Consider the following 22,501-nt stretch of genomic DNA (forward strand, 5'->3'; position numbering starts at 1 on the left):
CCCCAAACGCTTCATGTTACTCCTTACGCTAAAGTACGTCTACCATACAGCCATTCATAGGCTCTAAGCGATACCCCCATATGACCGTCCTTTTCGAGCCACTGCCGGGCGATTCCGTCGTTTTGCGGGCGCTCGGCAAGCGGTTAGCGCTCGCGGGCACCGTTCTGAACCGAGAGCTCCCAGCGATACCCGTCCGGATCTTGAAACCACAGGCCCATATGCGGCGAGCCCGGCGATGTAGGGCCGATCTCGTTGCCGGGATCTTCCAGTTCTACGCCGTTTTTTTTCAGCATCTCGAGCGCTTCGTGTAGCGCGCGCATACTGTCGAGGTAAAACGACATGTGGTCAATCGTGTCCGGATGTGGTGTGCCTTTGAAGAACCCGATGATAATTGCGTCGTTCGTCAGCGCGATGGCCTCATCGGACCGGAACATTTCGTGCAGATCGAAGTTGTTGGTCCAAAACTGCGCGCTCTTCTCCGGGTCTATGACGGCAAGGCTGAAATGCCAGACCGCGCCAAGTTGTACTTTCACGTCCATACCTCTTCGTAACGCATCAAGTCGCGGCCGGTACGCGCGGATGATGCGAGCTTTCTGCACATTCGTCAGGCCCCGTCATTCCACCATCGACACGGTAGTTCGCCCCGGTTATGAACTTCGCGCGATCCGACACGAGCAGCGCGAGGGCCTCAGCGATGGAATGTACGATTCGATTTTGCAATGACGTAGGGCTTGTGTCCCAAAACAGCCGGGCACGACTCTTTTTTTACGCGGCGTTAACGCCGTGGCACTTCTTATACTTCTTGCCTGAGCCGCACGGACACGGGTCGTTGCGTCCAACCTTGGCTTCAGCCTTGCGCACCGGAGCCGGGCCTCCCGCATCATCCCGGTTGGTGTGCAGCTGATCGAAGCGGCGCGCGGCGCGCGCGTCGAGCGGCACTGAGGGCCGGTTTTGCTGCGCGTGGCCGTTTGGCGCGGGCGCCTCGAACGGCGCGCCATCGGGGTGTGATTCCGTCAGCTGTTGCGTCGGCGGCGCTTGCGGCGGCTGCTGCACGACCAGGTGGAAGTCTTCGCCTTGGCACATCGCGCCGAGGAACTCTTCTTGGATGCTCGCCTTGAGGTCCTCGAACAGGTCAAACGCCTCGCGCTCGTACTCGACCCGTGGATCTTTTTGCCCCCAGCCGCGCAGTCCGATGCCCTGCTTGAGGCTGTCCATCGTGTACAGGTGGTCGATCCACAGACGGTCGATGATCTGCAGCATCGTGCCGCGCTCGAGCGTGCGCAAACCGTCGCGCAGGCCCTTCTCGTCCAATTGCCCCTTGTAGCGCTCGACGAAGCGCTCTTCTTTTTCGGTGTACATCTGGTCGGCCTGAGCCGCCAAGAACTCGACCATCTCATCCTTGGAGAACTTGTCGATCTGCGCGACGTCCACGCGCTTGGCGAAACCCCGCAGCACGGCGTCGAGTTCCTTGATGATCGCTTCGCGATCCCACTCGTGCGGGTGCACGCTGTCCGGGCAGTTGGCCTCGACGATCTGGCGCGCCTTGGCTTCGAACATCGAGGCGAGCGACGGCCGCAGGTCTTGGCCTTCGAGCACCGAGCGGCGCTCCGCGTAGATCACCGTGCGCTGCTTGTTCATGACGTCGTCATATTCAAGCACGTGCTTGCGCGCTTCGTAGTGGTGCGCTTCGACCTTCTTCTGCGCGCGCTCGATGCTCGCGGTGAGGATGCCGGCCTCGATCGGCGTGTCGTCGTCGATCTTGAAACGCTCCATGATGCCCCGGATGCGCTCGCCCCCGAAGATTCGCATCAGCTCGTCGTCGAGCGCGCTGTAGAAGCGCGACGAGCCCATGTCGCCCTGGCGGCCGGAGCGGCCGCGCAGCTGGTTGTCGATGCGCCGCGACTCGTGGCGCTCGGTGCCGATGATGTGCAGCCCGCCAAGGTCGGGCACGCCTTCGCCGAGCTTGATGTCGACGCCGCGCCCGGCCATGTTGGTCGCGATCGTCACCTTACCGTACAAGCCGGCGTCCTTGATGATCTCGGCTTCTTTTTCGTGGTACTTCGCGTTGAGCACATTGTGCTCGATGCCGCGCTTGGAGAGCATGCCCGACAGTCGCTCAGACTTCTCGATCGAGCGCGTGCCGACGAGCACCGGCCGCCCTGCCTCGTGCATCTCGATGATCTCGTTGATCACTGCGCGGTACTTGCCGTCTTCGTGGTTGTAGACGACGTCGTCGAAGTCTTTACGGCGCACGCCGACGTTGGTCGGGATCGAGATGACGTCCAGCCCGTAGATCTCGCGAAACTCGCGCTCCTCGGTCTTGGCAGTGCCAGTCATGCCCGCCAACTTCTTATAGAGGCGGAAATAGTTCTGGAAGGTGATCGTGGCGAGCGTCTGGTCTTCGCTCTTGACCTTGATGCCTTCTTTGGCCTCGATCGCCTGATGGATGCCGTCGGAGTAGCGGCGCCCGTACATCAACCGGCCGGTGAACTCGTCGACGATGATGATCTCGCCATCTTTGACGACGTACTGCTCGTCCTTGCGGAACAGCTCTTTGGCCTTGAGCGCGGCTTGCAGCTGATGGGCCGACTCCAAGTTCGCCGGATCGTAGAGGTTCTGAAGTGCGAGCAGCCGCTCGACTTTGGCCACGCCTTTTTCGGTGATGGGCACGGCGTGCATCTTCTCGTCGACGGTATAGTCTTCGTCCTTCACCAGCTGCGGCATGATCTGGCGCGCGAAACGCTCATACAGATGCGACGGATCGTGATAGCCGGGCCCGAGCACGGCTTCGGGCGATCCGCTGATGATCAAGGGCGTGCGCGCTTCGTCGATGAGGATCGAGTCGACTTCGTCCACGATAGCGTACCACAGCTCGCGCTGGACGCAGTAGTCGATGTGCGGCGCCATGTTGTCGCGCAGATAGTCGAAGCCGGCCTCGTTGTTGGTCACGTAGGTGACGTCACACGCGTACGCTTCGCGGCGTTCGGGCGGCGGCATGAAGTGCTGGATCACGCCGACGGTCAGTCCGAGCGCGCGATAGATCGGTCCCATCCATTCGGCGTCGCGCTTGGCGAGGTAATCGTTGACGGTGACGACGTGGACGCCTTTGCCCATCAGCGCGTTGAGATAGACGGCCAGCGTGGCGACCAGCGTCTTGCCCTCACCGGTGCGCATCTCGGCGACCTTGCCTTCGTGCAGCACCATGCCGCCGATCAGCTGGACGTCGAAGTGGCGCATGTTCAACGTGCGCCGGCCGGCCTCGCGCGCGAGCGCGAACGCCTCGGGCAGCAATTCGTCGAGCGTGGCGCCATTTGCCAAGCGCTCGCGCAGCTCGGGCGTCTTGGCCGCCAGCTGCTCGTCGCTGAGCACGACCAGGTCAGGTTCGAACGCGTTGATGCGGCCCACGTTGCGGCGCAACCGGGCGACTTCGCGGTCGTTTCCGTCGACCCACGACTTTACCGTTGAGAACAGTGACAATGGAGTGCGCTACCTTCGGGACTAGACGGCAGGCGCGGCGTGGCGTTTGTCGAGCTTGCGCGTCTTGACTTTTTGGATCTGATGCTCGAGCCGGTCGCGCACCAGGTCGATCGCTGCGTCGATGCCCTTGCTGCGCTCTTCGGCTTTGACCAGCCGATGCGGCAGATGGAGCGTCACGCCGACGATCCGCAGCTCGCGCTCCGCGCGCAGCGTCACGTGGGCCTCGAGGATGCGGTCGTAGTGGCGTGACAGGCGTTCGAGCTGCCGCTGGACATGCTCTCGAAGCTCACCTGTGACCCGTACGTTCCTGCCTCTGATGTAGATCTTCATCGCCGCCGGCTTCGAGGGTATGGTGTGTCATTTCGCATTTCGGTCAGTGAAAATGAAGTCCTGCCCGCAGCGCGAGCTCGTACAGCGCAAAGCCCGCAGCCGCGAGGGCCGCCACGATGAACGCGATCCGGGCGACGACGTACGGCCGCTGCGGACGCGTCTTGATGATCTGACGCTTCACAAGGACACCGCGACCGGGTCGTTGATCTGGTCGAGCGGCATGCGCTGCTGCAGCTGCGAGAGGGTGACGAACTCGAATCCCGCGCGCCGGTAGGCGGCGACGATCTGCGGCAGGGCGTCGATCGTCGCGGTCGAGCCGTTGTGCAGGAGAAAGACGGCGGGCGAGCGCGCGTGCGTGGTCACATTGTCGACGACGAACTGTGCCGTCACGTGTCTCCAATCGCCCGGATCGACATCCCAGAGCGCGACGGTCTCGCCCTGGCCGCGCGCTGCGCCGACCGTGGCGGCGTTGAAGTTGCCGTGCGGCGGGCGGAAGTACACGATGTGGCCGCCGGTCACCCGCTCGATCTGAGCTGCGCCGTCCGCCACTTCGCGCGACTGCGCATCAAACGCGAGCGTCGCCATTTCAGGGTGGGTCGAGGTGTGGTTGCCGATCTCGGTCCATCCTGCGGCGATGCGCTCCGCAAGCGCAGGCTGCTCGATCGTGTCACGGCCGATCAGGAAGAAGACTGCGGGCACATCCAACCTGTGCAACTGCGCGAGCAATGCCGGGGTCGCCACGGGATAGGGGCCGTCGTCAAACGTCAGCACCGCATACCGCGGCCGCCGCGGTGGCGAGAGCGATTCGCGCACGTCCAGCATCATGCGCTGCGCAATCGCGACGAGCGGCGGGTCGAGCACGGTCGCGCTCGGCATCGCGGGCGGCACGATGACAGGGATCAGTTCGAGTTGGGCGTGATGCGCCCAGCGGCGTAGGCCGATGACCGCGAGCAACACGAGGATGAGGCCCGCGATCGCGAACGCGATGCGGCGTCCTTGAGATTCTCCGGTGGTCACGCTATTGCGCGCGGAAGTCCCGCCCGATGACGATCTCGATGTCGCCGCCGTCGACCGTGCCGGTCGTGACGTCGGCGTCTTTGACCGGGAGGCGTTTCGCGACTTCCCCAGCGACGTTCTTGTCGACGCCGGTGACCCTGGTCTTCGGGTTGTCGAAGCTCGACGCGTTGCCGGTCGAGACGACGTTGAAGCCGCGTTGGCGCAGGTAATCGGCGAGCGCTGATGCTGCCCCGGGTTGGCCCGAGCCGTTGTGCACGATCACGTGCACCGTGGACGGATCGAATTCGTTGCCGAAGCCCGCGACGATATACTTCTGCACGACCGGGCGGCCGTTCGCGGCGTCGTAGAACAGCACGGACTCGCCGTCGGTGAAGCCCTCGAGCACCGGCAGTTGCGCGGTGTGCACCATCGCCGGCGTCTCATCGCGCAGCGCCAACGCGAGGTAGAACAGCTTGTCGTAGCTCAGATCGGTACGCACGTTCGCCTGCACCAGGCCGATGAGCGAGGGAAGCTTGGCGAAGATCGCCGGATCCTTCATGCGCTTGACGAGATCCCCGATGACCTGGCGCTGCCGCCGCATGCGGCCGAAATCGCCTTCGGGGTCGTGGCGGAAGCGGATGTAGCCGACGGTCTGCTCGCCGTTGAGATGCTGCGGGCCCTTCTTCAGATGGATGTGCAGGTGGCCCCAGCTGTCGTCGTAGTCCATGTCTTTCTCGACGTCGACGTCGAGACCGCCGATCGCGTCTACCAAATTCTTGGTCGCGTCGATCTTCAAGACCACGTAGTTGTCGAAGGGTGGGAAATTCAGGTTGTCGACGACCGTCTTCTCCGAGCGCAGCGGGCCCGCGTCGGCGATCGCCTCATTGATCTTGCCGTAACCGCTCTTGGGTATGTGGACCCACAAGTCGCGCGGGATCGAGACGATGCCGACCTGGTGCGAAGCGAGGTCGACGTTGACGGCCAGCATCGTGTCCGAGCGCGAGGAGCTGGTGTACATCTCGTCGCCTTGAGTCCAGTTCTCGTCGACGCCCATCACCAGCACGCGCAGCTTCGGCTTGCCGAAGATCTCAGTCAGATCGGGCTGGGCGAGATTGAGCTCGGCCAGCGCGTTTTGCAGGCCGTGCTTGTGCTTCACGTACACCCCGAAAGATATCGCGCCGGCCACTGCGATAAGAGCGAGCAGACTCCACAAGAACACCCTACCCGGGCGCGCAGGCGGCGGCGCGCTGACGGCCGACGGCGGCTGTTGACTCGGTGGACTGACGAACTGGTCGGACAACGGTGCTCCGGTTTCTTATGCGGGTGAGGGCACGGGACTGAGCTGGCGGGCGACGCGGTCGAAATCGGTGTGGCCGACGATGGTCGCCTCGACGAAGTCTCCTACCGTATGTTCGCCGGACAGGTAGACCAAGCCATCCACGCCCGGGGCCTCGCGCTGCGACCTTCCCACATGCGCGAGCCGCTCGCCGACGAGCCCGCGCAACGGCGACGACGCCGCTACCAGTCGCTTACCCTCGATCAAGACGTCCAAGCGTTCGCCTACCCGGCTCGAGTTGACGCGGGCGCTGATGCGCCGCTGCGTCTCCCGCGCGAGCGCGAGCCGGCGACGCTTGACGCGCTCGGCCACCTGGCCCTCGCGCTCGTACGCATCGGTGCCCTCTTCTCTCGAGTACGGGAAAAACCCGACGCGATCGAGGCGCGCGCTTTCGAGAAACGTGAGAAGATAATGAAAATGCGCTTCGGATTCGCTGGGAAAACCGACGATGAAGGTGCTGCGGATGGTCGCCGCCGGCAGCGCTTCGCGCAGCGCCGCGAACAGTTCGAGATACCGCTGCGGCTGCGGCGGCCGGTGCATCGCCTTGAGGATTTCGGGGTGCGCGTGCTGCAGCGGCATGTCGACGTATGGGACCACCTTCGACGACGCGCGCATGGCGGCGATGATCGCCGGCGTGACCGAAGTCGGATAGAGGTAGAGAATACGGATCCAGCAGATGCCGTCGACGTCTTCGAGCGCCTCGATGAGCCGCGCCAGTCCGTCGCGCAGCCCGATGTCGCGCCCGTAGTCCGACGAGTCTTGCGCCACGAGGATGAGCTCTTTGACGCCGCCCTCCGCGAGGGCACGCGCCTCTTCGACGAGCGACGGAATCGTGCGGCTCTTGCCCACACCGCGAAGCTGCGGGATGATGCAGAACGAGCAGGTGTGATTGCATCCCTCGGAGATCTTGAGATACGCGCTGGCGCGCGGCGTGGTGACGACCCTCGGCAAGAAGCCCAAGCGCTCGACGTAGGCGTCGCGGTCCTCGAGGTGCAACGGCCGCAGCCCCGCTTCCACTTCTGCGATGATCTCGGGGATTTTCGGAAAGGCTCCGGTACCGACGACGGCGTCGATCTCGGGAATCAGTTCGCGCAGTTGGGCGCCGTAGCGCTGTGCAAGACACCCCGCGACTATAAGCCGCTGGCCGTCGCGCTTGGCGGCCGCATATTCGAGGATCGTGTCGGTGGATTCGGCTTTCGCCGGGTCGATGAACGCGCACGTGTTGACGATGACCGCGTCCGCGTCGGCGGCGCGCGCGGTGATCTCCCAACCCTGGCCGGCCAGACGGCCGAGCATCACTTCGCTGTCGATGAGGTTCTTGGCGCAGCCCAGGCTTGCCAGGAACGCACGGCGAGGCACGGCGCGTCGCGGCGCGCCGGCGTCAACGCGTCGCATCAGCGATAGTTCACGAATTGGACGGCAAAGTCGAGCGGCATGGCCTTCACCAGCTCGATCACCTTCTGCAGATCGTCCTTGGACTTGCCGGTCACCCGGAGTTGTTCGTCTTGGATGCGCGTCGTCACTTTAAGTTTGGCTTGTTTGATCGCCTCGGTGAGCTGCTTGGCCCGCTCGGTCGCGATGCCTTGTTCGACCGTGATCGTCTGGCGCAGCGTCCCTTGCGATGCCGGTTCGGGCGTGCCGTACTTGAACGCCTTCAAAGACACGCCCCGTTTGACGCACTTGCCCTGCAAGATGTCCACGACGTTCTTGAGCTTGAGCTCGTCGTCGGCGATGATCGTGATCTTCATCTCACCCAGCTCGATGCTCGACTTCGAATTGCGAAAATCGAAGCGCGTCGCGATCTCGCGCTGCGCTTGGGCCACTGCATCGGCGAGGCTTTGCTTTTCCACCCGTGACACGATGTCGAAGGAGAATTCGCTACTCACGCGGCCCGGTCGTCAGCGTGGGATCCTCGGCCGCGAACTTGCGCTCTTCCACTTGTCCATGCTGTCCCAGCGTGCCGATCGGCTTGCCGTCGATGGTGGCGTTCACGCCGCCGGCGTTGCCTGCGCGCAGCGTGATCTCATGCACGCCGTGGAAATCGCGCACCGTGCCGGCCGGCAGCGTCTCGTAGACCACGCGCTTGCCGTCGACGGTGACCGACAGCCAGCTGTCCTGCGTGAGTTGCAGCTGCAGATTCACACCGGCTTGCTTCGCCCCATTGGCCGCACCCGCGTCGCCGCCGTTGAAGATCGCCTCGTCTTGCGGGGCCGGCGATGGCGATGTGTTGTCTTGCGCTGAGATCTGCGCGCTGTTCTGCGCGCCGCTTTGCGCTTGTTCGCGCGGCGCGGGTCCGAACGTGTAGTAGAGCACCGCGACCACGAGCAGCACCGCGAGCGCGCTCATAGCGCTTAGCAGCCAAGGGTACCATGCGGCTCGAGGCGTTTCCGCGCGTTGCGAGCGGAATGTCAGCGGCTCCGGTTCGATGAGCGCAGACACCTCGGGCGGCTGCTGTTGCTCCTGCGGCACGGATGGTGTCTGCACGGGAATGGCGGCGTCGATCTGATCGGCGATCGCAGCCGGGTCAAGCCCGACGAGCTTGGCGTAGTTGCGGATAAAGCCGCGCGCGTAGCTCGGCGGCCCGAGGCGCCGCCAATCTTCGGACTCGATCGCGTCGATGAACTCCGCGCGCAGGTGCAGCTGCCGGGCTGCTTGCACGGCCGTCATGCCGCGCTGTTCGCGCGCATCGGCTATTTGCTGACCTAAACCGGACATCGCACCCTTCCGGTCGCTAAGCGAGCGGAGTAGGAAAAGGACGAAATGGATGGGGACTGGCCCGTTGCAGAGAATTGGAGAGCAATCGCACCCCTCCCTCTGTGACGTAGATGACGATATCGACGCTTCCGGCATCTGAGCATTACCAAACCTTAACCGGCCGCTGGCCGGCCGGCTTTGCGCTTGCCGCGATGAGCGGCGGGGTGGATAGCGCGGTCGCGACCGCCCTCGCGGTCGGCGGCGGCGCACAGGCCGTCGGCGTGACGATGCGCCTGTGGAGCCCGGGGGCAGGGGAGTTGTCCGAAAAGGTCCGGCAGTGCTGCGGCCCGACCGCCTACGAGGACGCCCGCCGCGCGGCCGCGCGGGCCGGGATCTCCCATTACGTCGTCAATTTCGAGGCTGCTTTCGAAGCGGCCGTGCTGGACTATTTCACCCGCGAATACCTCGAGGGACGAACGCCCAATCCGTGCGTGGCCTGCAACAATCTGGTGAAGTTCGGCGCGCTGCTCGACTTCGCGCGCGCGCTCGGCGCGGCCACCATGATCACCGGCCACTACGTCCGCATCCGTCCGTCCGAAAGCGGCCCGCGCCTGCTGCGCGCGCTGGATCGTTCCAAGGATCAATCCTACATGCTGGCGGGTCTGCGCCCCGAGCAGCTGGGTGCTATCGTCGCTCCGCTGGGCGAGTATACAAAGGAAGCAACTCGCGCGCTGGCACGCGAGTTGGACCTCGGGGTAGGCGACAAGCCGGACTCGATGGATCTGTGCTTCGTGGACAGCGATTACCGCGGTTTCATCCTGCGCCGCTTCCCTGACGCGGCGCGACCCGGGCCGATCATGACGGTCGACGGGCGCACCGTCGGCCGACACGAGGGCTTGCTCGCCTATACGGTCGGACAGCGCAAGGGCATACCGACCGCTGGTCAGGGCGACGGGCCCTGGTACGTCGTGCGCACGCTCGTGGCCGAGAACGCGGTGGTCATCGGACGGCGCGAGGACCTCGCACGCCGCACGATCGTGTGCAGCGCAGCGAACGTGATCGCGCCGGATGCGTTTGCTTCGGGCGGCGCGCGCGGCGTGGCGGTGTGCCGCTACCGCAGCGCACCGGTGGGCGCCACGGCCCATCTGAGCGGCGGCGCCATGGTGGTTGAGCTCGACGAGCCAGTGAGCATCGTGTCCCCTGGCCAGCTGCTCGTGTTGTACGACCCCAGCGACGAAGAAGTGCTCGCCTCGGGCATCATCGAGCCGGACGACACAACCGTAACGGCCGCCGTCTCGTAACTCTATCATCATGATCGTCGGAGCGATGGTTGCGTTCGCGGCGGCGGCCTACGCGTCGCTGCTGCCTTTCGACGGCGCTAGCGGCTGGCTGAACTCGCCGCCGCTGACGCCGGCGACGCTCGCCGGCAAAGTCGTGCTCGTAGACTTTTGGGAATACACGTGCGTCAACTGTCTCAAGACCATCCCATACGAGCGCGCGTGGTACCAGCGTTACGCGAAGTACGGCTTCACCATCGTCGGCGTCCAGACGCCTGAGTTTGCGTTCTCGGGTGAGCCGAGCAATGTCGCTGCCGCCGTCAAGCGGCTTGGCATCACGTGGCCGGTCGCGATCGACGGCCGACACGAGATCTGGGACCGCTATGGCAACGATGCATGGCCGCACGAACTGCTCTACGATCAGCACGGCAAACTCGTCGCCGACCATGAAGGCGAAGGCGACTATCCGGTCATGGAATCGCACATCCAGCAGGCGCTGCGCGCGGAGCATCCGCGCGCGGATTTTCCCGCGCCGATGGATTACCTGGCGCAAGACCGCTACAGCAAACCCGGCGCCGTGTGCTACCGCCACACGCCCGAGATGTACGTCGGCGATTGGCGCGGCGACGGCGTGCTCGGCAACGCACAAGGCTATCCGGCACGCGGCACCGTCACCTATGTCGATTCACCACCGCACGAAGACGGACGTGCCTATCTTGCGGGGCCGTGGTTCCAATCGGGCGAGGCCATGGTCAACGCCCCGGGGGCGCCAGCGCCCTCGCATGTCGCGATCGGCTATCAGGCGATCCAAGTCGTCGCGGTTCTGGCGCCGAACGGACAAGGCCCGATTCCGTTGTTCGTGCTGCAAGACGGCGCGCCGCTGGCTCGGGCAGACGCCGGATCGGACGTCCGTTTCGACGCCGGCGGGCGAGCTTTCGTGCTGGTCGACCAAGCGCGGGAATATGACCTCGTGATGAACAAACACTTCGGCCACCATGACCTCGAACTGCGGCCCGCCCATCCGGGTCTCGGCGTCTATACGTTCGATTTCGAAGCGTGCGAGGTGGGCGCGGACCGCTAGCGCCGGTCTGCTCGCGCTGAGCCTGGCGGCTGCCGGCTGCACGTCCAAGCCGCCGTCGACGTACAAACCGGGCGTCGTGCCCGGCATCAGCCTCGGCCAGCTCGAGGCTTTGCTGGGAAAACCATCGAGCTCGCTGCCGTTCGCGCTGCCCGGCGGCATTCAGGCCGACATCCTCGCATTCCCCTTCGGGCAGGCGGCGCTCAAAGGCGATAAGGTCATCACGGTGACGATCGCGAGCGACCCGTCCTACGTCGGCGCCCATGGCGTGCATCTGGGCATGCCCGAGGACCAATTGTTGAAAGCGCTTCACGGCACCGGCGCGAAGGGGCACCGCGACGCGTATGACGTCATCGTCGGAGACATGGACACGCGCACCAAGGACTACTATGACGAGACCGGTCATGTGATGTACGAGCTTGCAGCTGCGAACGCCAACGATCCGGAGGCGCCTTTCAACGTCGTGAGCGTCAATCTCGCCGATGCGCAGGGATTGCAGTTCCTCGAAGCGGTGACCAACGCGAAAGTCTCTGGTTTGTATACCGGCCAGCATATCGACAACTTCGTGTCCGAGCCGTGGTCCCTATGAGCGACGTGCAGCCCCCCGAAGCCGAAGAGTTCGGCATCAAGCTCCCGCCCAACGCGCGCCTGGCGGGCCTTGTCTTCGATGACGCGGGCGGCACCATGCGCGTCCTGTTCTCCGATGGCGGCGAGCGCGTGGTGAAGCCCGATGACATCATCGCGCTGCACGGCGCGCGCATCCGCCACGAACAAGTCGTCAGCAGCCCGCGCAAGATCAGCGGCGGCCAGGTCTTCGTCGCGGAGACCGTCGCGGGCAGCACCGGGGCCGCGGTGAGCAGCGCGACCGGCGAGCTGATCGCGACCAAAGACGTCATGCACTTCGCGATCGCGCTGCGCGCGGCCGGCGTCGGCGAGCTGTGGTACCTGCTGGCGGATTCGTTCAATTTCCGCAAAGCGCTCGGGCCTGATGCCGGCTATGCGACCGAGATCAACTTACGGGCGCTCGTGCGCCGCCTCGCGGCTTTCGCGCCGCACGCCACGCAGGACGGGTTCTTCGCGGCGGTGCTCGGCGGCACGCAGTTGCCGCCGCCGATCAATTCGCTGATCGAGTTCTTCAAAACCGTAGGCAAGGATCTGATGTGAGCGACGAATCGCGTCAGCGCGAAAGCGGCGAGCTCAGCGTCGAGATGCCGCCGCACGCCCGGCTGGCAAGCGTCGAGATCCGCTCTGACGCCAAGGCGCTTTGCGTCTGGTTCTCCGACGGCGGTGAGCGCGAGATCCCTGCGGATCAGATCGTCGGACTGTGCGGCGCGAGCATCCGCACGGAGATGATCTCGCTGGATGCCGAGCGCCACAGCCTCGGCAGCCTCATCATGGGCGCGACGACGAACCCGCTTGGGCCGGCACGCCGTTTTCGCAATCCCGGTCCGCCGCTGTCGTCAGAAGGAGCGTCGCTGGTCTTCGCGCTGCGCACCGCCGGACCGGGCGAGCTGCTGTACATCATGGCGGATTCGTTCAACTTCCGCCAGTCGCTGGGGCCCGACGCCGGCTACTCGACCGAGATCAATCTGCGCGAATTGGCCCGGCGCGTCGCGGCGCTCGCACCGCACGCCAACCGCGACGACTTCGTCACCGCGGTCATCGGACGGGTGCCGCTGCCGGCGCCGCTTGCCTCGCTGGTGGAATTCTTCAAAGCAAACGCCGCCCTGCGATAGCGGGCGCTTGCGTCAGGCGGTCGCGAGCGCGAAGTCGCGCTTGTTGAAGTACGTGTCGCGCACGACGGGCTTGTAGCCCAGCTGGCGGATCGCGCGCTCCAGTTCCGCCCGATTGGCGGTATTGGTGCTGCCAGCCAGCGTCACGACCTTCTCCTCGAGGATCGTTCCGCCCATGTCGTCGCAGCCGAACATCAACCCGAGCTGCCCGAGCTTGAGTCCTGGCGTGAGCCATGACGACTGCAGGTGCGGCACGTTGTCCAGGTACAGGCGGCTGATCGCGAGCACGCGCAGGTACTCGAGCCCCGTGGCCTCTTTGCCTTTGAGCGGCGTCTTGAACGGCACGTAGTACCATGGAATGAAGGCGGTGAAGCCGCCCATCTCGTCCTGCAGACGGCGGATGACGTCGAGATGCTGGATGCGCTCGGCGTCGGTCTCGACCGAGCCGAACATCATGGTGGCGGTCGTCGGCATGCCGAGGCGCTGGGCGACGCGCATGACCTCGATCCAGCGGTCGTCGTCGATCTTGCGCGCAGAAATGCGTTTGCGCACGCGGTCGACCAGGATCTCCGCGCCGGCGCCCGGCAGCGACTTCAAGCCCGCCGCGCGCAGCATGACCAGCACGTCTTCGATCGACATCTGTTCGCGCTTGGCGATGCCGCAGATCTCGCTGGTCGAGAGCGAGTGGATGTCCGCCCCTGGAAAGCGCTGTCCGACCGCGCGGAACAGATCGACGTAGTACGCGATCGGCAGTTCCGGATTGACGCCGCCCTGGATCATGATCTGAGTGGCGCCTTGATCGACGGCCCAGCGCACGCGCTCAAGCACCTGCTCGCGCGTCATCGTGTAGCCTTCAGCGTGGCCCTCTGGGCGGAAGAACGCGCAGAACGTGCAGTGCACGTCGCAGATGTTCGTGTAGTTGATCGTCGTGTCGATCACGTACGAGACTTCGTCGCCCGGATGCAGCTGGGTGCGCCGGCGGTGGGCTGCCGCGCCGAGATCGTGCAGAGGCGCCTCGCGATAGAGCGCGATGCCTTCGTCGAGCGAGAGGCGGCCGCCGTTCGCGGCGCGCTCGAGCAGGACGTCGACGTCAGACATGGTAGAGCACCTGGCGGGCCGCCGGAGCGCGAAGTTCCATCGATTCGATATCGAGCACGCCGAGCGCGGCCGCCAGCGAGACGAACGTCTTCAGACCGTTCCACGCGTCGTCGTCAAACGAATAGTTCAGCGTCTTATAGTACGATTCGTAAAATCCGGGCGGCCGTGCATGCGACGCCTGCGCCATTCGGACGACTTGCCCCATATGATCCGCACTCCAGCTGAGCGAGCCGCGCAGCGCGCTCAACACCTTCGACACGTCGCGCGGATGCTTCCTGATGAACTCCGCGGGGGCCGCCCACACCGCGTACACCATGTCGGCGCCCGTCATCTCATGCCACAGCAGACCGAGGTCATACACGTGCTCGGGCGGCGCCGTCAGAGAAGCGTCGATCGCAGCATCGCCGATCAGCAAGCATGCGCCGCCTTCTCGATAGTGCGCGAGCGGGTCGTCCGACTCGACGTACTGCACGGCGAAACCGTGCGCGCCACGGCAGATGATATCGAGCAGGGCCCGGCCGGTGGCAGAGTCCTTGGTGACGGCGACGGCAGTGCCGTCGAGCCGACGGATGGGCTGCGCGCTGATGCAGCAGATGCTCACGACCTCGCGCCGCGAGCCGATGCAGACGTCGGGCAGCATCTGCAGCTCGCGCGGGTGCTGCGCATAGAAGAATGAAGAGATCGGGCTGATGTCGAGCGAGCCGTCCAGCAGCGAGCGGTTCAGCTCGGTCGGCACGCCTGCGCGCAGCGTACCCGGGAACGCGAGCGCGCCGGCATCGAAGGCTGCGTAGACCGGCAGATCGTTGGTGTAACTGATGCGCCCGCAGCGCACGAGGCGTTCGTCGGACATCGCTCAGGCAGGCTCGAGCACGCGGTAGAGCAGGTTGCGCCGCGTGGGCTCGAAGCCGGCCTCTTCGATCGCGCGCTTGAGGTCCGACAACGGCGTGCCCTGATCGGTCTTGCTGCCCGCGTCGCGATAGATGCGCTGCTCGTTGTTGACCGGCCCGTCGATGTCGTCCGCGCCGAAGTTCAAGCCGAGCTGGGCCATCTTGATGCCGTAGGATATCCAATACGCCTTGATGTGGTCGATATTGTCGAGCATGAGGCGCGAGACGGCGATGGTGCGCAAATCGTCGACGCCGCCGGTCCAACCGTACTCGTGCAGCTCGTTCTCCTCTGGATGGAACGCGAGCGGCACGAAGCATTTGAAACCGCCGGTCTCGTCTTGCAGCTCGCGCAAGCGCGCGAGATGCTCGACGCGCTCCTCGAGCGTCTCGACGTGGCCGTACAGCATCGTGCAATTCGTCTTCATGCCGATGCGGTGCGCGACGCGATGCACCTCCAGCCACTCTTCGGCCGTCGCCTTGCGCGGGCAGACCAGGTCGCGCACGCGCTTGACGAGGATCTCCGCGCCGCCGCCGTTGAGCGAGGTGACGCCCGCGTCGCGCAGGCGCGTCAGGCCTTCCTCGTAGGAGCACTTCGCGCGCTTGCACATGTAGTCGATCTCAGCTGCGGTGAACAGCGCCAACTGGACCTGCGGGATGCGCTCGTGCATCGCCTCGATGACGGGCAACCAGAATTCGAGGCTGGTCTGCTTGGGGTCGTGGCCGCCGACGATATGCAGCTCGTCGTAATCCGCCGGTTCGGCGCACGCTTTATCGAGGATCTCCTCGGCGGTCCAGCGATACGCGCGCGGATCTTTCTCCCACGCCGCGAACGAGCAGAACTTGCAGTCCGCGTAGCAGACATTGGTCGTGTTGAGATAGCGCTTGAAGACGTAGTACGCGCGCCGCCCGTTCTTGGCGGTCCGGACCTCGTGGGCGAGCTTGCCGACCTCGTGGAACGGCGCACGCGTGAATAGGTACATGCCGTCGGCGCGGTCGAGCGGCTGGTGCGCGCGCACTTTGTCCGCGATCGCACAGAGACGAGTGTCGGGCATCGTGGCGGGCAGTTCGGCGCTGCGCGCGAGGCCGCCTGTGACCGGCGCGCGGGTTACAACAGCGTCTGCGCGCGGTTCCGCGGTGCGAGAATTGTCGCAAGATTTTCCAAGTCCGCATCGCCGACCAAGATGCGGCGCGGCTTGGTCCCTTCCGCCGGCCCGACGACGCGGAATTGCTCGAGTATCTTCATCAGCCGGACCGCGCGCGGGTGTCCGATCTTCAATTCGGCCTGCAGCAATGCGACCGACGCCATCTGGCGCTCCACGATGATCCGCGCGGCGTCGAGCGCGAGCTCGTCAGCCGGTCCGCCGCCGTCGTCTTCAAGCTCTGACGGCGAGATGGCGATGCGGTTGGCCGGGTCGGCCTGCTCGCGCCAGAACTCGCACAAGCGCTCGATCTCCGGACCGGTGACCAGCGCGCCCTGGACGCGCAGCGGCTTGGGCGCGTCGATCGGCAGGAACAGCATGTCGCCTCTGCCCAGCAGGCGTTCGGCGCCTGCCATGTCCAGGATCGTGCGCGAATCGACTTGCGAGGACACCGCGAACGCGATGCGCGACGGGATATTCGCTTTGATCAAACCGGTGATGACGTCGACCGACGGGCGCTGAGTCGCGATGACGAGGTGGATGCCGGTCGCGCGCGCGAGCTGCGCGATGCGGCAGATCGACGTCTCGACGCGCGTCGGCGCGACCAGCATGAGGTCGGCGAGCTCGTCGATCGCCACCACGATGTACGGCAGGCGCTCGGCCGGACGCGCCAGGTTGAACTCTTCGATCTTGCGCACGCCGGCCTGCGCGAAGCGCTCGTAGCGCGCGTCCATCTCCTTGGTGAGCTCGTAGAGCGCGCCCGCGGCCAGCTTCGGATCGGTGATGCAATCGGCGATCAGATGCGGGATGCCGTTGTACTCGGCCAGCTCGACGCGCTTGGGATCGACGAGCAGCATCTGCACCTGGTCGGGCGTGCACGTCGCCAGCAACGAAGCGAGGATCACGTTGAGGCAGACGCTCTTGCCCGCGCCGGTCGCGCCGGCGACGAGCAGATGCGGCATGCGCGTGAGATCGGCGACGATCGGACGGCCCGTGATGTCTTTGCCGAGGCCGAAGTAGAGCGTGCCTTCGCCCTTGGGCACGTGGTCGAGGATCTCGCGGATCGCGACGGTCGAGACGGCGCTGTTGGGCACCTCGATGCCGACCGCGGCTTTGCCGGGGATCGGGGCCTCGATGCGCACGCTGTGCGCGGCGAGCGCGAGCTGGATGTTGTCGGAGAGCGACTTGATGGCGCTGACCTTCACGCCGCGCCCCGGCGTGATCTCGTAACGCGTGACGCTCGGCCCCCGTTCGATGTGCGTCACCTTGCCTGCGATGCCGAACGACGCGAGCGTCTCCTCGAGCAGCATGGCGGCGCTGGCTTCGCTCTGCACGCGCTTCTCGGGAGGATTGAAGAGCGCGAAGTCGGGCAGGCGGTAGCCGCCCTCGGACCGCTGAACGCCTCGGGGTGTCTTCGCGCGCGCTTCGGCCCGGACAGGCGGCGCGGGCTCGGCGGCCTCGAGCGTCTCGCTCGGTGGCGCCTGCGTGTCGACTGCTGACGACTGGACGGCGGCCGGCTCGATCACCACCAGTGGCTCGATGGCGTCAGCCGGCGCGGCCGCTTCTGCGGCGACCTCCGCCGATGGTTCGGTCGGCAGCGGCGCCGGCGCGTCTGGCGTCCGCGCGATTTGGCGTGATTCTTCCTCCAAGCGTCGCTCGTGTGCCGCGTCGTTGGCGTCTTTCGATCTGCGCAGCGCCTCGCGCGTCGTGTCGGCAAGCCCGCTCGCGGCGGTTGCAAGCGACGACCCGACCGAGCCGAGCACGCGCTTGAGCGAGATGCCCGTCGGCGTGACGATGCACGCGACGACGACGAAACCCAGGACGATGTTCGCACCGGCGATGCCGAACAGCGCACTGAGCCCATGCGCGATCGCATCGCCGACCAGACCGCCTGCGCCTGCCATGCCGAAGAAACCGGCAAGGGCAAGGAACGCTCCCGCTGCACACGCGGCGAAGGCCGCCATGATCTTGGGCACGTGGATCTCGAGAAAGATGATCGATGCGATGACCGTGAGCGCGAGCACGGCCAGCCACGCCGCACCCCCGAACCATGCATGCATGGTCGCGTTGGCCAACGCGCCGAAGACGCCGGCGCGCGGAGCGTTGATAAGCGCGATAGCGAGCAGGCCCGCCATCACGTAGAGCGCGACGCCGAGGATCTCGAAGTTCAGGGTGAGGCCCGGAAGCGGGTCCACCCGCCGCGAGCGCGCCGCCTTCGTGCGCTTCATAAGCGTGGTCTTAGCCACCGCACAGGCGTTCGAGAGCCAATCCGGGCCTTCCCCCGGCACACAGCGACTGAAGGCGGCTTACGCGGTCTTCGGGTCGAGCGCGTCTCGCAGCCCGTCCCCCAGCAGATTGAAGCCCAGCACGGTGATCGAGATGGCAAGTCCGGGGAAGAGCAACGCCCAGGGCGCGTTGAGCCAGTAGTCGCGCGCGTCGTTGAGCATCGAGCCCCATTCCGCCGTCGGCGGCTGGATGCCAAGGCCGAGATACGACAACCCCGCCGAATCCAATTCGGCCGTGCCGACGCCGAGCGTCGCCTGCACGACGAGCGGCACGGCGATGTTGGGCAGCAGATAGCGGAACAGCAGCATAGGCGTGCTGTTGCCGACCGCGCGCGCCGCCTCGACATATTCCATCTCTTTGATCTGCAACACCGACGCGCGCGCGATGCGCGCATAGACGGGAATGCCGACGATGCCGACCGCCAGGAAGATCTTGACGACATCGCTGACGCGCTGGTCCAGGACGGCCGAGATCGCGATCGCCAGCAAGATGCTGGGAAACGCCAGCATCACGTCCATGCCGCCCATGAGCACGGTGTCGAGCATCTTGCCCCAGTAGCCGGCGATCAACCCGACAAGCGTGCCGATGGCCAGGCCGATGCCGACGCTGATAAAGCCGATCTCGACCGACAGCCGTGCGCCGTACAGCAGCCGCGTGTAGATGTCGCGGCCGAGCTTATCGGTACCGGCTGGATGAGCGAACGACGGCGGCAGTGTCGTGGCCGCCAGGTTCTGCGCAAGCGGATCGCGGTGCTCCGAGAGCCACGGCGCGAAGATCGCGCAGGCCGCAAGCACGACGATGATCGTCAATCCGATGAGCGCTGAGGGGCTCTTGCGGAAACGCCGCCAGGCGTCTTCGGCCACGCCGACGTGCGGCGTCTCGATCCGGGCCTCGTCGGCCGTGAGGATCGCCTGGGACAACGCCCTCTAGACTTCCATGACGACCGGCACGATCATCGGCCGGCGTTTCGTGCGATCGTAGATGAACTTCTGCAGGCCCTTGTGCACGTGCTCACGGATCGCGGTCCACTCGGTGAGGCCTGCGCGCGCTCCGCTCTCCATGATGTCGACCGCCGCGCGGCGGACTTCCTCGAGCACGCCGTCGCGTTCGCCCGCCTGGCCGAACGTGAAGCCGCGCGACGTGATGTACGGACCGGCAAGCACCTTGCCGTCCGAGCTGTCCACCGAGACGGTCACGACGATCATGCCGTCGACCGATAGATGCTTGCGGTCCCGCAGCACGACCTCGCCGACGTCGCCGACGCCCAATCCGTCGACGTAGACCGGGCCGCCGTAGATCCGTCCGACCTTCTCGGCACCACCGGTCGTATATTGGACGACTTCACCGTTGTCCACGACGAAGATGTGTGAAGCTTCGACGCCGGTCTGCTGCGCGAGGCGCGCGTGCTGCACGAGCATACGGTACTCGCCGTGCACGGGCATGAAGTATTTCGGCTTGGTGAGGTTGAGCATCATGAGCAGCTCTTCTTGGCAGCCGTGGCCCGATACGTGCGCCATGCGCTGGCGGCCGTAGATGACGTCCACGCCCAACTTGAAGAGGTTGTTGATCGTGCGCCCGATGCTGCGTTCGTTGCCGGGGATGGGCGTCGCCGACAGGATCACCGTGTCGCCGCTGACGAGCTTGACGCGACGATGATCGCGAGCGGCCATGCGCACCAACGCCGAGGTCGGTTCGCCTTGGCTGCCGGTCGTGCAGATGACCAATTTGTTCGGCGGATAGTCGTCTATCTCGTGTTCGCGGATCTGCTGGCCGGGCGCGAGCGTCAAGTAGCCGTGTTCGATCGCGATGTTCGAGACGTTGAGCATGCTGCGCCCGACGAAGCACACTTTGCGGTCGTACTTGGCGGCGGCGTCCACGGTCTGTTGGAGGCGCGGCACGTTGGAAGCGAACATGGTGACGATGATGCGCCCGTCGCAGTGCGCGAAGATGTCGTTGAAGGTCTCGCCGACGACGCGCTCCGACGGCGTGTGGCCCGGCGTCTCGGCATTGGTCGAGTCGGAGCACAGCAGCAGCACGCCTTCTTCGCCGTACTGCGCGAGCGTGGCGATATCGGACGGATGGCCGTCGATCGGCGTCTGGTCGAACTTGAAGTCGCCGGTGTGGACGACCGTGCCGACCGGCGTCTGCAGCGCGATCGAACACGACCCGGCGACGCTGTGCGTGATCGAGATGAAATCCGCGGTGAACGATCCGAGATGGATCTCTTCGCCTGGCTCGACGACGTGCAGATCCGCGCGATCCAGCAGCTTGTGCTCTTTGAGCTTGCCGCGCAGCAGCGCGATGGTGACGTCGGTGCCGAACACCGGCACGTTGAGCTGGGCGAGGAAGTAGGCGACACCGCCGATGTGGTCCTCATGCGCGTGGGTCAGCAGCAGGCCGCGCACTTTGGACTTGCGTTCGAGCAAGTACGAGATGTCGTTGATGACGAGATCGACGCCGAGCATCTCTTCTTCTGGGAACTGGACGCCGGCGTCGATGACGACGATGTCGTCGTTAATCTCGTAGACGGACATGTTGCGGCCGATCTCGCCGCAGCCGCCCAGCGGAACGACCCGCAGATACGGGCCGGTGGGGGTCTTGGTTACGCCTTCTTCGCCTTGGCGCGGCGAGAGCGCGAAATATTCATGTTGCATGCCTTATCAGAGTTAAGGCGCGAGCGGCGCGAGGCCTGCAGTGACGGGCCTGCGCGCCCCGTTTGCCGCGACTTGTATCCTAAGGCGTCGCGCTCCATGTCACCGAGCTCGGTCTCCCGCGTGACGGGCTCAGCAGTTCAATCCGGCGCGACGCGCCTGGTTCGAGCGGCTCAAGTGCGACGCTGACCCGTAGCACCTCGCCATCGCTCGTTCGCAGGCGCGCGGTGAGCACCCGTGACACCTGCGCCTTCGACGCGTTGCGCACGGTCGCGCGGATGATCGGACTGCCCAAGAAATCCAACGTCACCGTCGTCGGCCCGACGAGCACCCCGCCGCCGACGTCCACCGCTGACGCGTCGGCGAACAACGGCGTTTCGGTGTGCGACTTGGCGAGGAACGCGAAGAGCATCGCTTGGCGCCGTTCGAGCATCTTGATGCGCGCCAGCCGGATGACTCGGCGCCGCAAGGCGCGCTCCTGCGCGACGGATGGACCGATCGAGAACGCCGCCAGCGGCGGCGGACGATGCGGTTTCTTCCTATAGATAGCGGGCGGCTGTGCAGCCAGCGCGCCCGCGGCCACGAGTGCGACGATGAACATGCCCTGCTCATCCCCCACCTGCCGCGCGTCGTCAAGACTCGGCGCCGCCCCCTCAAATGCTCCACCGAAGCGGGCAAGCGCGACGTTTAGGTCACGCCGCGGGATGTGCTGCGTCCGGTTGGCGAAATCGCTCCGCCAGGACAGGCACGGAGCGGACAAATGACGCAATTATGGATGTCGGCGCCTAAGACGACGCCCGAAGGGGAGACGCACGTGAGCACTCGGATATTCGTTTCTGCCGCCGCGGGCTTCGCGGCCATCGCGGCCGCCGCCGCGACGGCGCAGGCGGCGCTTCCGCCAGACGGCACCTACGATTATTCGCTGCGCCAGGGCGACTCGGTCATCGCCACCAGCACGGTGACGGTGAGGCGCTCGGGCAGCGTCACCAGCATCCGCGAGACCCAGACGGTCAATCAAACCGCCGTGGGCACGGTGCAGCTCACCGCCGACCTGACCGTCATCGCGGACTCGCTGACGCCGCTGTCGTTTGACGGCTCGACCATGTCGTCGGGCAAGACGCAAGAGGTCAAATTCGCGTACTCCGGCGGCAGCGGTTATTTCATCCAGAATGGCGAGCGCTTGAGCGTGCCCGTCAAGATGATCTTTGGAACGCAGGCGATGATCGTGCAGGACCAATCGCTTGTGCTCAGCTTCCTCACCCTGCCGGCCGTGCTGCAAGCGACCAAGGCGAACAGTCTCACGGTGGCGGTGCCGACTGCCTCGCGCATCTTCGCAATCACGGTCGACCCGGCGCCGCAGAACAAACCGTCGGGCCTGCCGGCGGCCGATGTGGCGGTCGCCATAGCTTCCCCGATCGCATATTCGGTCTGGTTCGATCCGAATACGGGCGTCGTCGACGAGATCGACGTGCCCTCGCAATCGCTCGTCATCAGTTTGACCAAACATCCTTGAACATGT

At 65.3% G+C, this 22,501-nt stretch carries 22 protein-coding genes; 6 read left to right on the forward strand and 16 right to left on the reverse strand.

Features of this window, described 5'->3' with window-relative positions:
• Positions 1–143 precede the first annotated feature (143 nt).
• From VKF82_09605 to VKF82_09645, 9 genes are all read right to left on the reverse strand, one after another.
• Positions 144–533 carry a VOC family protein gene (locus tag VKF82_09605; GenBank protein HME82318.1) on the reverse strand — a complete coding sequence of 130 codons (390 nt, stop codon included), beginning with the start codon at positions 531–533 and terminating at the stop codon, positions 144–146.
• Positions 534–765: 232 nt separating this feature from the next.
• Positions 766–3,477, reverse strand: coding sequence for a preprotein translocase subunit SecA (gene secA, locus VKF82_09610; protein ID HME82319.1), 2,712 nt, complete (start codon positions 3,475–3,477; stop codon positions 766–768).
• A gap of 21 nt (positions 3,478–3,498) precedes the next feature.
• Positions 3,499–3,807 (reverse strand): ribosome-associated translation inhibitor RaiA, encoded by a 309-nt coding sequence (raiA, locus tag VKF82_09615; GenBank protein HME82320.1) that lies wholly within the window; start codon positions 3,805–3,807, stop codon positions 3,499–3,501.
• A 43-nt stretch (positions 3,808–3,850) separates the two neighbouring features.
• Positions 3,851–3,988, reverse strand: a complete 138-nt coding sequence (locus VKF82_09620) for a hypothetical protein (GenBank protein HME82321.1) — start codon at positions 3,986–3,988, stop codon at positions 3,851–3,853.
• The gene (locus tag VKF82_09625) at positions 3,985–4,824 is read right to left on the reverse strand and encodes a polysaccharide deacetylase family protein (protein HME82322.1); all 840 of its coding nucleotides are present in this window, start codon (positions 4,822–4,824) and stop codon (positions 3,985–3,987) included. Before VKF82_09625 ends, VKF82_09620 begins: the two co-directional genes overlap by 4 nt.
• A 1-nt stretch (position 4,825) precedes the next feature.
• The gene (locus VKF82_09630) at positions 4,826–6,103 is read right to left on the reverse strand and encodes an LCP family protein (GenBank protein HME82323.1); all 1,278 of its coding nucleotides are present in this window, start codon (positions 6,101–6,103) and stop codon (positions 4,826–4,828) included.
• Between the two features lie 15 nt (positions 6,104–6,118).
• Complete coding sequence (rimO, locus tag VKF82_09635) at positions 6,119–7,534, reverse strand: 30S ribosomal protein S12 methylthiotransferase RimO (GenBank protein ID HME82324.1); 1,416 nt, start codon at positions 7,532–7,534, stop codon at positions 6,119–6,121.
• Positions 7,534–8,025 carry a YajQ family cyclic di-GMP-binding protein gene (locus VKF82_09640; protein HME82325.1) on the reverse strand — a complete coding sequence of 164 codons (492 nt, stop codon included), beginning with the start codon at positions 8,023–8,025 and terminating at the stop codon, positions 7,534–7,536. Before VKF82_09640 ends, rimO begins: the two co-directional genes overlap by 1 nt.
• Positions 8,018–8,854 (reverse strand): helix-turn-helix domain-containing protein, encoded by an 837-nt coding sequence (locus VKF82_09645; GenBank protein HME82326.1) that lies wholly within the window; start codon positions 8,852–8,854, stop codon positions 8,018–8,020. Before VKF82_09645 ends, VKF82_09640 begins: the two co-directional genes overlap by 8 nt.
• 191 nt (positions 8,855–9,045) lie before the next feature.
• On the opposite strand from VKF82_09645, the gene mnmA reads away from it, so the two are divergent.
• The 5 genes from mnmA to VKF82_09670 all read left to right on the forward strand — a co-directional run bounded on the left by mnmA (position 9,046) and on the right by VKF82_09670 (position 12,924).
• Positions 9,046–10,134, forward strand: a complete 1,089-nt coding sequence (gene mnmA, locus VKF82_09650; GenBank protein HME82327.1) for a tRNA 2-thiouridine(34) synthase MnmA — start codon at positions 9,046–9,048, stop codon at positions 10,132–10,134.
• Positions 10,135–10,144: 10 nt separating this feature from the next.
• The gene (locus VKF82_09655) at positions 10,145–11,191 is read left to right on the forward strand and encodes a redoxin family protein (protein ID HME82328.1); all 1,047 of its coding nucleotides are present in this window, start codon (positions 10,145–10,147) and stop codon (positions 11,189–11,191) included.
• A 76-nt stretch (positions 11,192–11,267) separates the two neighbouring features.
• Positions 11,268–11,777, forward strand: a complete 510-nt coding sequence (locus VKF82_09660) for a hypothetical protein (protein HME82329.1) — start codon at positions 11,268–11,270, stop codon at positions 11,775–11,777.
• On the forward strand, positions 11,774–12,352 hold the full coding sequence (locus VKF82_09665) for a hypothetical protein (protein ID HME82330.1): 579 nt from the start codon (positions 11,774–11,776) through the stop codon (positions 12,350–12,352). The genes VKF82_09660 and VKF82_09665 overlap by 4 nt, the downstream gene beginning before the upstream one ends.
• Positions 12,349–12,924 (forward strand): hypothetical protein, encoded by a 576-nt coding sequence (locus VKF82_09670; protein ID HME82331.1) that lies wholly within the window; start codon positions 12,349–12,351, stop codon positions 12,922–12,924. The genes VKF82_09665 and VKF82_09670 overlap by 4 nt, the downstream gene beginning before the upstream one ends.
• Positions 12,925–12,936: 12 nt before the next feature.
• Here VKF82_09670 and mqnC read toward each other — a convergent pair whose 3' ends face one another.
• The 7 genes from mqnC to VKF82_09705 form a co-directional block, all read right to left on the reverse strand.
• Positions 12,937–14,019, reverse strand: coding sequence for a cyclic dehypoxanthinyl futalosine synthase (gene mqnC / locus VKF82_09675; GenBank protein HME82332.1), 1,083 nt, complete (start codon positions 14,017–14,019; stop codon positions 12,937–12,939).
• Entirely contained in the window at positions 14,012–14,869 is an 858-nt protein-coding gene (locus VKF82_09680; protein ID HME82333.1) for a menaquinone biosynthesis protein, read from the reverse strand. Before VKF82_09680 ends, mqnC begins: the two co-directional genes overlap by 8 nt.
• A gap of 3 nt (positions 14,870–14,872) precedes the next feature.
• A complete protein-coding gene (locus VKF82_09685) occupies positions 14,873–15,958 on the reverse strand; it encodes a CofH family radical SAM protein (protein HME82334.1) in 1,086 nt (361 codons plus the stop codon).
• 53 nt (positions 15,959–16,011) lie between these two features.
• Complete coding sequence (locus VKF82_09690) at positions 16,012–18,291, reverse strand: DNA translocase FtsK 4TM domain-containing protein (protein ID HME82335.1); 2,280 nt, start codon at positions 18,289–18,291, stop codon at positions 16,012–16,014.
• Between the two features lie 60 nt (positions 18,292–18,351).
• A complete protein-coding gene (locus tag VKF82_09695) occupies positions 18,352–19,251 on the reverse strand; it encodes an ABC transporter permease (protein ID HME82336.1) in 900 nt (299 codons plus the stop codon).
• A 6-nt stretch (positions 19,252–19,257) separates the two neighbouring features.
• The gene (locus VKF82_09700; protein HME82337.1) at positions 19,258–20,985 is read right to left on the reverse strand and encodes a ribonuclease J; all 1,728 of its coding nucleotides are present in this window, start codon (positions 20,983–20,985) and stop codon (positions 19,258–19,260) included.
• Positions 20,986–21,064: 79 nt separating this feature from the next.
• Positions 21,065–21,601, reverse strand: coding sequence for a hypothetical protein (locus VKF82_09705; protein HME82338.1), 537 nt, complete (start codon positions 21,599–21,601; stop codon positions 21,065–21,067).
• Between the two features lie 195 nt (positions 21,602–21,796).
• Between VKF82_09705 and VKF82_09710 the strand changes: the two genes are divergently transcribed.
• The gene (locus tag VKF82_09710; protein ID HME82339.1) at positions 21,797–22,495 is read left to right on the forward strand and encodes a hypothetical protein; all 699 of its coding nucleotides are present in this window, start codon (positions 21,797–21,799) and stop codon (positions 22,493–22,495) included.
• Positions 22,496–22,501: the final 6 nt, after the last annotated feature.

The sequence above is a fragment of the Candidatus Eremiobacteraceae bacterium genome (assembly GCA_035314825.1).
Classification (GTDB): Bacteria; Vulcanimicrobiota; Vulcanimicrobiia; order Eremiobacterales; family Eremiobacteraceae; genus JAFAHD01.

Excerpts from the sequence above, each read along its gene's own strand:
- raiA (HME82320.1), bottom strand. The coding sequence starts at position 3,807 with ATGAAGATCTACATCAGAGGCAGGAACGTACGGGTCACAGGTGAGCTT.
- rimO (HME82324.1), bottom strand. The coding sequence starts at position 7,534 with ATGCGACGCGTTGACGCCGGCGCGCCGCGACGCGCCGTGCCTCGCCGT.
- VKF82_09645 (HME82326.1), bottom strand. The coding sequence starts at position 8,854 with ATGTCCGGTTTAGGTCAGCAAATAGCCGATGCGCGCGAACAGCGCGGC.
- mnmA (HME82327.1), top strand. The coding sequence starts at position 9,046 with ATGAGCGGCGGGGTGGATAGCGCGGTCGCGACCGCCCTCGCGGTCGGC.
- VKF82_09655 (HME82328.1), top strand. The coding sequence starts at position 10,145 with ATGATCGTCGGAGCGATGGTTGCGTTCGCGGCGGCGGCCTACGCGTCG.
- VKF82_09665 (HME82330.1), top strand. The coding sequence starts at position 11,774 with ATGAGCGACGTGCAGCCCCCCGAAGCCGAAGAGTTCGGCATCAAGCTC.
- mqnC (HME82332.1), bottom strand. The coding sequence starts at position 14,019 with ATGTCTGACGTCGACGTCCTGCTCGAGCGCGCCGCGAACGGCGGCCGC.
- VKF82_09680 (HME82333.1), bottom strand. The coding sequence starts at position 14,869 with ATGTCCGACGAACGCCTCGTGCGCTGCGGGCGCATCAGTTACACCAAC.
- VKF82_09685 (HME82334.1), bottom strand. The coding sequence starts at position 15,958 with ATGCCCGACACTCGTCTCTGTGCGATCGCGGACAAAGTGCGCGCGCAC.
- VKF82_09700 (HME82337.1), bottom strand. The coding sequence starts at position 20,985 with ATGCAACATGAATATTTCGCGCTCTCGCCGCGCCAAGGCGAAGAAGGC.